The sequence below is a fragment of the Putridiphycobacter roseus genome, assembly GCF_003234935.1.
In the GTDB taxonomy this organism is placed as follows: Bacteria; Bacteroidota; Bacteroidia; order Flavobacteriales_D; family Crocinitomicaceae; genus Putridiphycobacter; species Putridiphycobacter roseus.
Genome location: NZ_QKSB01000001.1, coordinates 394,437 through 404,310 on the forward strand (window position 1 = coordinate 394,437; position 9,874 = coordinate 404,310).

At 34.0% G+C, this 9,874-nt stretch carries 8 protein-coding genes; all 8 read right to left on the reverse strand.

Annotation, left to right across the window (positions count from 1 at the left end):
• Window positions 1–22: 22 nt before the first annotated feature.
• On the reverse strand, window positions 23–823 hold the full coding sequence (locus tag DNU06_RS01640) for a type IV pili methyl-accepting chemotaxis transducer N-terminal domain-containing protein (protein WP_111061462.1): 801 nt from the start codon (window positions 821–823) through the stop codon (window positions 23–25).
• Window positions 824–1,103: 280 nt separating this feature from the next.
• Window positions 1,104–2,666 carry a cell division protein FtsZ gene (gene ftsZ, locus DNU06_RS01645; RefSeq protein ID WP_111061463.1) on the reverse strand — a complete coding sequence of 521 codons (1,563 nt, stop codon included), beginning with the start codon at window positions 2,664–2,666 and terminating at the stop codon, window positions 1,104–1,106.
• A gap of 118 nt (window positions 2,667–2,784) precedes the next feature.
• Window positions 2,785–4,059 carry a cell division protein FtsA gene (ftsA, locus tag DNU06_RS01650; protein ID WP_111061464.1) on the reverse strand — a complete coding sequence of 425 codons (1,275 nt, stop codon included), beginning with the start codon at window positions 4,057–4,059 and terminating at the stop codon, window positions 2,785–2,787.
• A gap of 3 nt (window positions 4,060–4,062) precedes the next feature.
• Window positions 4,063–4,848, reverse strand: coding sequence for a cell division protein FtsQ/DivIB (locus DNU06_RS01655; RefSeq protein ID WP_146239105.1), 786 nt, complete (start codon window positions 4,846–4,848; stop codon window positions 4,063–4,065).
• Window positions 4,841–6,223, reverse strand: coding sequence for a UDP-N-acetylmuramate--L-alanine ligase (gene murC / locus DNU06_RS01660; protein ID WP_111061466.1), 1,383 nt, complete (start codon window positions 6,221–6,223; stop codon window positions 4,841–4,843). Before murC ends, DNU06_RS01655 begins: the two co-directional genes overlap by 8 nt.
• Complete coding sequence (gene murG, locus DNU06_RS01665) at window positions 6,220–7,323, reverse strand: undecaprenyldiphospho-muramoylpentapeptide beta-N-acetylglucosaminyltransferase (protein WP_111061467.1); 1,104 nt, start codon at window positions 7,321–7,323, stop codon at window positions 6,220–6,222. Before murG ends, murC begins: the two co-directional genes overlap by 4 nt.
• Window positions 7,323–8,507: an FtsW/RodA/SpoVE family cell cycle protein gene (locus DNU06_RS01670; RefSeq protein ID WP_111061468.1), complete on the reverse strand. Its 1,185-nt coding sequence runs from the start codon at window positions 8,505–8,507 to the stop codon at window positions 7,323–7,325. The genes murG and DNU06_RS01670 overlap by 1 nt, the downstream gene beginning before the upstream one ends.
• 22 nt (window positions 8,508–8,529) lie before the next feature.
• Window positions 8,530–9,873, reverse strand: coding sequence for a UDP-N-acetylmuramoyl-L-alanine--D-glutamate ligase (murD, locus tag DNU06_RS01675; RefSeq protein ID WP_199398969.1), 1,344 nt, complete (start codon window positions 9,871–9,873; stop codon window positions 8,530–8,532).
• Between the last annotated feature and the right edge of the window lies 1 nt (window position 9,874).

Consider the following 9,874-nt stretch of genomic DNA (forward strand, 5'->3'; position numbering starts at 1 on the left):
CATGACTTTAAAAATGGTGAAATTAATCTTCCACCTCTCTTACTGCATCAGATTTTTCAACGACTACATCAATAGTATTTTCTAATTGTTCCGCAGAATCTTGTAAATAATTTAGTGTTTTGACATTTTCCTCTGATTTTATCTCCGGGGAAGCCCTTAACATTCTAATCAAACCCAAAATATTTGCAACAGGCCTTCTTAAGTCATGGGATTGATGCCATGCAATTTTTTTGAGCGCATTATTCTGTTCTAATATTTTATCAAAAGAAGGTTTTATTATTAAGCGAAACTCTATAAAGATGACGATAATGGTGATCATGGAGAAAAATAATTCCAAAAGGATGATATAGTTTAACTTTTGATCTGCTTCTGCTTCAAAATCGCCGACAATATCATTCATTACAGGTAAAAAAGCATCTACCTTTTTATTTAAAGCTACTAAAACAAAAGTATCAATAACCTTAGCATTAGTTAAAATAGAGTCCACCGATAAGATGATATTATAGGTATACCTTAACTTCTCTTTTATTTCCTTATTTTTTGTTTTTGAAATAAAGTCATCTCCATTCATTATTCTTAAATGCGAACTTTGCCAATCTACTAAAGAATGCTGTAGATCTTGGTAGTATCTCCCCCCAAACTTTATACTCCTATAGCTTAATTGGTTAACCCTTTGGCTTAACATTCTTTGTTGGCCCGCAATATTTATTAATAAGGCTTCATCTTTCTTCGTATGTAAAAAATATTGTATAAAAGACTGATTTAATACGATTAAAACTAAGACCGTGCTAAATAATATATAAAATTTATTTTTGTTTTTCACCTACCTATTTACCAAAATATTATTTACAATATAAACACAATTTCTACAAAAATGTCTAAAACGCTAATATAAAACATTTTATTAAATAATAAATGAATAACCCACCATAGCCTTGTACTCCCTTCTTAAATTAAGCCAGAACAACAAAACGCAAAGTCAGTTCGAGCTAATAACAAACCTTAAATAGGACAATTTGTTTGGTAATTTGTTTTTATAAAGCCAAAAAGCCAATGACATGCGTCATTGGCTTTTTGTTGAATGATAAATTATATACTATTTATTAATCAACGTTATCGTGTAAAAAAGAATTGTTTTCTCTTAATCCAAATCTTTTTTCTCCGTTTTCTTCTGTTTCAGAAACTGTAAATTTACTTTTTGGTTCATCAGAAGAGTGTGCTACATCATCAAATCTAATGTCTCTTCTTTTATAAGCAGGTTCTTTTTCTAAATCATTAATACCATTAGAAGATTTCAATTTAGAAGTGTAAGTTTGAATTCTTTCCATTCTTTCTTTCGCTCTTCTTTCTTGTTCCACTTTAGATAATACTACTTTTGGTGCAGTAGTCTCTAATTCTATTTTTTCTTCAATTTCGTCGGTTAAATAATGACGAATAACCTCTTCTTTTTCTTCGGTTTCCGGTTCTACTTCTTCTGCTTTCTGATTTACATTTTCGTTAAATGTCCAATTTATTTCAGTTTGCTCAGTATCTTCTTCCTTTACTTTCAAAAAAGGTTCTTCATACGGCTCTTGCACTTCAGTTGCAGGCTCCACATAATCATTTTTCTCTTGCACTGGTGATTCTATAGGCTGAGAGACAACAGTAGCTTTTGCATCTTCTAAGGTATGCATTTTCTTTTCTGGTTCTTTTTCAAAACCGGTAACAGGAGAGGTATTAAAACCAGTCGCAATTAAAGTCACACACAAACCTTCTCCCAAAGAATCGTCTTGTCCATGTCCCCAAATTACATCTGCTGTAGAGCCAGCTTCGTCTTGGATATAATCCGTGATATCACCAATTTCATCCATCAACACTTCTTTTGTACCGTAAGTTATGTTTAACAAAACATAACGAGCTCCAGTAATATCATTATCATTTAACAAAGGAGAAGATAATGCACGTTTAACACAATCCATTGCTCTGTTCTCTCCTTCTGCAGTTGCTGATCCCATAATAGCTACACCGCTATCACGCATTACTGTATTCACATCATTAAAATCGACGTTTATTGCACCAGTTACTGAAATAACTTCAGCAATTCCCTTCGCGGCAGTTGCCAGTACATTATCTGCTTGAGAAAATGCGTTACCCAAAGAAAGGTTACCAAACATATCTCTTAATCTATCATTATTAATGATTAGTAAAGTATCAACCGATCTACGTAACTCTTCCAAACCTTCTTCAGCTTGAATTTTTCTTTTACGACCTTCAAAACCAAAAGGAACAGTAACAATTCCAACCGTTAGAATACCCATTTCTTTAGCAACTTTAGCAATCACTGGTGCTGCACCTGTTCCGGTTCCACCACCCATTCCTGCAGTGATGAATACCATTTTTGTGGATACCCCTAAAATATCTTTAATTTCTTCAATATTTTCAATGGCTGCATTTTTTCCAATTTCAGGAATAGCCCCTGCGCCTCGTCCTTCAGTTAAGCTTGCACCTAACTGAATTTTAATAGGAACCGAGCTAATATCTAGCGCTTGTTGATCCGTATTACAAATAATAAAATCAACACCTTTGATACCCTGGTTATACATGTGGTTAACTGCGTTTCCGCCTCCACCTCCTACACCAATTACTTTAATAATTGATGATTGGTCTTTTGGTAAGTCAAATTCCATAATGCTTGGTTTTTTGTTGTAATCTTTAATTTTATATCTCTTCAGAAATGGTTAATTTCTGATTAATTCTATTTTTCTATTTTGCAACTATTATTTAAGTTGCGTCTATTTTACTCCTTTAATCTTCCTCTTCAAACCAAGCTTTACTTCGGTTTACAATAGATTCAAAAAAGCTTCCTTTTCTTTTGGTAGAATGATTTTTAGCTGCTTTTTCATTTTCAATCACCGGTAATTTCGCTGATTTTTGGAAACCTTTAATCACAAGTCCAATACCAGTAGAGTACATAGGGCTAGTAATATTTTCTATCTTAGTAGAAGGTGCTAAATGCTCGTTTGGATATCCAATTCTAGTATCCATGCCTGTAATGTATTCAAACAATTGTGTAACGTGCTTTAATTGAGCACCACCACCAGTGACTACAATACCACCAATTAATTTTTTTTCAAATCCAGAATTTTTAATCTCATAGTGCACATGCTCTATAATTTCTTCCATTCTTGCTTGAATAATGGAAGCCAAATTTCTAACTGAAATCTCACGTGGATCTCTTCCTCTTAGACCAGGAATACAAACAATCTCATTGTCTTGACATTCACTTGCCAAAGCAGATCCAAATTTAACTTTTAACATTTCAGATTGGCGACTCATGATCGTACAACCTTCTTTAATATCCTCAGTGATTACATTTCCTCCAAATGGAATAACAGCAGTATGTCTTATGATGCCATCTTGAAAAATAGCAACATCTGTTGTACCACCTCCGATATCCACTAATACTACGCCTGCTTCTTTTTCTTCTTCATTCAATACTGCTTCAGAAGATGCCAACGGCTCTAATATCATTTCATCCACAATTAAGTCGACTTTATCCACGCATTTTTTAATGTTCTTCGCAGCACCAATGTTTCCAGTAATGATATGGAAATTTGCTTCGAGACGAATACCTGACATACCAATAGGATCTTTAATCCCTTGTTCTGAATCCACAATATATTCTTGTGGTAAAACATGTATAATTTCCTCGCCTGGTTGCATGATTAATTTGTACATATCTTCTACCAAACTATCAATGTCTAGTTGAGAAATTTCTGTATCTAAATTATCACGCGTTAACATTCCACGGTGCTGTAAACTAGAAATGTGCTGACCGGCGATCCCCACATTGACTAATTTTATGTTTAAGCTCCCTTCAATTCTATTTTGAGCCTCCTCAATTGCCGCCTTGATGGATTGTACCGTTTTTTCAATATTCGATACCATTCCTCTTGAAACACCAACGCTTTCTGATTTCCCCATGGATAAAATTTCAATTTTACCATGTTCCGTTTTTCGACCAACAAAACAAGCTATTTTTGTGGTACCAATATCTAACCCTACAATAATTTCAGACATACATTATCTTTTTGAACAAACAATTTGGTTTTTATACTTCACATTTATCGTGTCGTATTTTCCCCATCCTGCTTTTGCCATTCCTTCTTTATAAAACACTTTTAACTTCTTAAACTTCCCTGTCAAATCCTCACTTGACCCGAACAATATCCTTTGTCTACCCACTCTAGGTATAAACTCAAATTCTTTATTCGCATTGACGTAAACATGTGTAATTTGGGAAGAAAAGAACTTATCAGAACAAACATAGTTTGAAATATCGTATAAATCATCAATGATTTCAATAGTTTTCAAACTGTCATTGTTCATTACATCTATAATATTTTTATTAAAATTGGTTTCATTCACAAACCCATTGATGGTGAGAACATGTGCTACATAATTATCAGACAAAGGCATCAAACTACCATCTTTATCAATATAACAACTAGAACCATCCAAATTAAATATCCTTGCAATAGGCTGACGTAGTGCAATATGAATACCCCATTCATCTCCTACATTTGCAAATACTTTAACTGCACTTATTTCATTTAAACTGCTTAAATAAGCCTCTATTTCTTCAAAATTTATGTCCGAATATTTAAAATCTTCTCCTACTAATTGCTTATCCATTAGCTTATAAAGTACATCCGCTTCATTTAAAAAAAGCTGTTCCTTATACATATCAATAGTAATAGTTGGCAAACCCATTAAACGATTATTCTTTGATCGTTTGACAAAACTCATCAATACAATGATCAAAATGACGAAAGAAAGCCACAATATGTTTTTCAACCAGCTATTCATTTCCCTTTGGTGTATATGCTGCTACAATAGGCTCAATACAACTATCAATATCTCCTGCCCCAACAATTACAATCAACTCTTGTTTAGACTTTTTCAAATCTTCCACTATGGTAGCTTTACTTGAATAGTATTTATATCTACCTTTAATTTTCTCTAATAATACTTCACTCGTAACACCTGGAATTGGCATTTCTCTTGCAGGATAAATATCCAATAAATAAACCTTATCTGCCAAACTTAAAGCCACAGCAAATTCATCCATAAAATCCTGGGTACGACTAAACAAATGGGGCTGAAAAACACAAGTAATATTTTTGTATTCATAGATAGACCGCACAGAGTTAAGAAATGCAGTAATCTCACTTGGGTGGTGCGCATAATCATCAATGATTATCATTTTTTCCGTTTGCAAATGAAACTCAAATCTTCTTTTCACCCCTAAGTAGGTCTTAAAGCTATTTCTAAGGGTACTTTCCGCAACACCGTACTCATATAACAAAGCAAAAACTGCCAAAGCATTTTCTACATTATGTCTACCTGGTAAACCAAACTCTATACTTATAAAACGTGTATTTTTGGTATGAATATCAAAATAAGTCCTGCCATTTTCGTAACGAATATTCCTAGCAAACCAATCGGCTTCATATGCATCTAAGCCATACGTTAAAATTTTCGCACCTCCAGTATAAGCCTTAAAATCAAGACTATCTTGCACCATGATAATGCCCTTTTCATTATTTAAATTAGCAAAATCAATAAATGATTTCTCCAAAGCACTTGCATCCCCATAAATATCTAAATGGTCGGCATCCATAGAAGTAATAATGCTATAATTTGGGGATAATTCTAAAAATGAACGGTCAAATTCATCAGCTTCTACCACCACTCTTTTTGCAGAAGGACTCACTAGGAAATTTGAGTTATAATTCGTCGTTATTCCGCCAATAAAGGCATTACACGAAGCTTCTGTTTCATATAACACATGTGCCATAATAGAACTGGTAGTTGTTTTACCATGCGTTCCTGCTACAGCAAAAGTTTCTTGATTTTTAGACAATAAACCTAATGCTTTTGCACGCTTAACCACATTAAAGCCAGCGTTTTTAAAGGCCAATAACTCTTCAAAACCTTCAGATACTGCAGGCGTATAAACTACCAAGGTACTTTCGATCTCAAGTCCTTCCAGCGCCTTTAAACCCCTGTCATTATAATGTATCGCTATTCCCTCACTAGCCAAGGCACGCGTTAACTTTGTATCTGTTTTATCATACCCCATCACTTCTTTATTATTAGCATTAAAATAACGTGCTAAGGCACTCATTCCAATACCGCCAATACCAATAAAATAAATGCTATGGATATTTGTTAATTTCACGATACAATTTTTTCAATTTCATTTAATATTCTAGCCGGTGCATCTGCAACACCAAGTTTTAATATATTTTCGGACAAAGACTCTTGTAATTTGAAATCTTTATTTAATTCCATAATCTTTGGAATTAACGCACTAACTGCGTCGCTATCTTTCACTAATAATGCCGCATTTTGCTGTACCAATGCCATGGCATTTTTAGTTTGATGATCTTCTGAAACATTTGGTGAAGGCACTAAAATAGTTGGCTTACCTACTAAGCACAACTCAGAAACCGACATAGCACCAGCACGTGATACAATATAATCTGCCGCAGCATATGCTAAATCCATTTCAAAAATAAAATCATTCAAATACACCTGTTTCGAATCTAATTTTGTTCGTAATGGTTTTAAATTTTCAAAATAAAATTTTCCACATTGCCAAATCACTTGCATATCTGCATCCAACAACTCTTGAATGCGCTGACTTAAACTATTATTAATAGTACCTGCACCTAGACTCCCTCCAATAACCAAAACTGTTTTTTTATTTGGCAGTAACCCAAAATGTCTAATTCCCTTTTCTTTTTTACCCTTTATATCGACTACATGATTCCGGACAGGGTTACCGGTTTTCACAATTTTTTCTTTCGGAAAAAAACGTTCTAACCCATCATAGGCTACGCAAATTTTCTTTGCCTTTTTAGCCAACCACTTATTGGTGATACCTGGAAAGGAATTTTGTTCCTGGACTAAAGTAGGAACTCCTTTTTTGGCTGCCACCCTAACTATAGCTGCGCTTGCATACCCACCGACCCCAATAGCAACATCAGGCTGGAAAGTTTTAACAATCTTTTTAGCCTTAAAAAGACTGGCCATTAATTTAAATGGAAACTTTAAATTTTCAAGGGTTAATTTCCTTTGTAAACCACGGATTGGGAGACCAATAATTTGATAACCTGCCTGTGGCACTTTTTCCATTTCCATTTTACCTTCAGCGCCAACAAATAAAATTTCAGCATTTGGATATTTTGCTTGAATTTCGTTCGCAATCGCAATGGCAGGAAAAATATGTCCTCCTGTTCCACCTCCACTGATTATCACTTTCTTTAGTTTCGTCATTAGCTCACTGCATTTTGTAAAGAACTCGACCCTACTATCGATTCACTACTTTTTGTTTCAAGTTCTCTACTTGCACTAAGCACAATACCTAATGCTATTGCCGTAAACCAAGCAGAAGTTCCCCCCATGCTCAACAAAGGCATATTTTGACCCGTAACTGGAATTAATTTTGTGCAAACTAACATATTCACAATAGCTGAAAACATAATAATCAAACCAATACCAATAACCACTAAGGCTGCATACTCATTTTTTTCCTGAATTTTCAAGGCAATTCTAATCATGCGATAAAACAACATCAAATACAAACTAATTAACACCAAAGCCAATACCAATCCACCCTCTTCAACAAGTGCTGCAAAATAAAAATCGGCATATGCTTCCGGAATGTATCTTTTCAACTCGCCATTACCCGGACCTTTTCCAATAAAGCTACCATTTTTAATCGCCAGTAAAGAATTATTAATCTGCATCTGCTCTTGCGGGTTCTCTTCTGCAGTGAACATATTTTCAATTCTATTATTCCACGTATTCACCCTAGGTAGTGCCTGTGGATAATATTTTGCAATTTGCAGCAACATTAAAAACACCATAACACCGGTACCAACAGACAAGCCAATCCATTTCCATGGGAATTGTGCAAATATCATCAATACAAATGCGATCATACCAATAATCAATGCGGTAGACAGATTAGACGGTAAAATCAAAAAGACGGTAAGCGCTATAGGTAGCAATATATGCCGTCCTACTATTTTTAAATCCCCAAACTCATTTCTTCTCTTCACCAATTGTTTGGACAAATAAAGCACCAAAGCTAATTTGGCAAAATCTGAAGTTTGAAAAGAAAAAGGAACAAGTGGAATTTTCAACCAACGATCTGCACCATTCACACTTTCACCAACAAACATAGTCAACACCAGTAAAATGATTGCCACATAAAAAATTAATTTTGAGAGCTTTGAAAAAACCCTAAAAGGTAATTTATGGATGACAAACATGATTACAAAACCAAGTGCTAATAATATAAAATGTTTAAAAAATAAAAATGAATAACTCAAGCCCTTAACCTTTACCAAAATTGGTATAAAGCTAAAGACAGAAACAATAGATAATATGCCCAACAATAAGGTAATTACCCAGATGTTCTTATCCCCTTTTAGGTATTTAAAAATGGTATTCAAAGCTTATTTTTACACTTAATAATTATAATGAACGTACTGCTTTTTTAAACTGTCTTCCTCTATCTTCATAACTTTCAAACAAGTCGAAACTTGCACAAGCAGGAGATAGTAAAACAGTTTGATCAGCCTTTGCCAATTCATAACCATAAGTCACCGCTTGGTAAGCTGATTTAGCCTCTACGATTGTATCTACCACACCGGTAAATGCTTCTAATATTTTGTCATTTTCTTCTCCAAGACAGATAATTGCTTTTACCTTTTCTTTTACTAATGGAATCAATGAATCGTAATCATTTCCTTTATCAATCCCACCAACTATCCATACTACAGGATTTTCCATACTTTCAAGTGCATACCAAGTAGAATTTACGTTGGTTGCTTTTGAATCATTGATGAACTCAATACCGTTTACTTTACCTACAAATTCTAAACGGTGTTCTACATTTTTGAAATCTTGTAAGCTCTCTCTTACAGTTTCATTTCTAATTTCTAATACTTTGGAAGCTATTCCAGCTGCTAAAGAATTTTGGGCATTGTGCTTGCCTTTTAAAGCTAAATCGTGAATCGACATAATTAACTCAGGTTTTAAATTAATAATTAATTGGTTGTTGTTGTTTATATATCCAGCTACATTCTCTGTGGTTTTAATAGAGAAAGGTGCTTTATTTGCTACTATATTTCGTTTAGCTACTTCTGCCATGATAATTGGATCATCTGCATTATAAATAAACCAGTCAGCTTTGGTTAAATGCTGACAAATTCTAAATTTTGAATCGACATATTTTTGCATGTCATATTCGTATCGATCTAAATGATCGGGGGTAATGTTTAAGAGTATAGCGATATCTGCCTTAAAATCATACATGCCATCCAACTGAAAAGAACTAAGTTCTAACACATATACGTCTTTCTCATCTTTGATAACTTGTCTGGCAAAGCTTTTACCAATATTCCCAGCTAATCCAACATTTACGTTAGCGTTACTTAAAATATGATGTGTTAAAAAAGCAGTGGTGGTTTTGCCATTACTTCCTGTAATACATATGGTTTTTGCCTTTGTAAATCTACCCGCAAATTCTATTTCACTAATTACTGGTATTTTTAAGGACAAAGCTTTTTTCACTATAGATACTGTATCAGCTATACCTGGACTCTTTACAATTAAATCAGCATTTAGAATGGTAGATTCTGTGTGCTGTTCTTCTTCATAATTAATATTATTTTCAATTAATTCGGCTTTAAAATTTTCTTTAATTTTTCCAAAATCCGATACAAAAACACCATATCCTTTGTGTTGCGACAACAACGCGGCACCTACACCACTTTCGCCTGCACCAAGAACTACTATGTTTTTATTATTTTTCACT

Excerpts from the sequence above, each read along its gene's own strand:
- ftsZ (WP_111061463.1), bottom strand. The coding sequence starts at position 2,666 with ATGGAATTTGACTTACCAAAAGACCAATCATCAATTATTAAAGTAATT.
- ftsA (WP_111061464.1), bottom strand. The coding sequence starts at position 4,059 with ATGTCTGAAATTATTGTAGGGTTAGATATTGGTACCACAAAAATAGCT.
- DNU06_RS01655 (WP_146239105.1), bottom strand. The coding sequence starts at position 4,848 with ATGAATAGCTGGTTGAAAAACATATTGTGGCTTTCTTTCGTCATTTTG.
- murG (WP_111061467.1), bottom strand. The coding sequence starts at position 7,323 with ATGACGAAACTAAAGAAAGTGATAATCAGTGGAGGTGGAACAGGAGGA.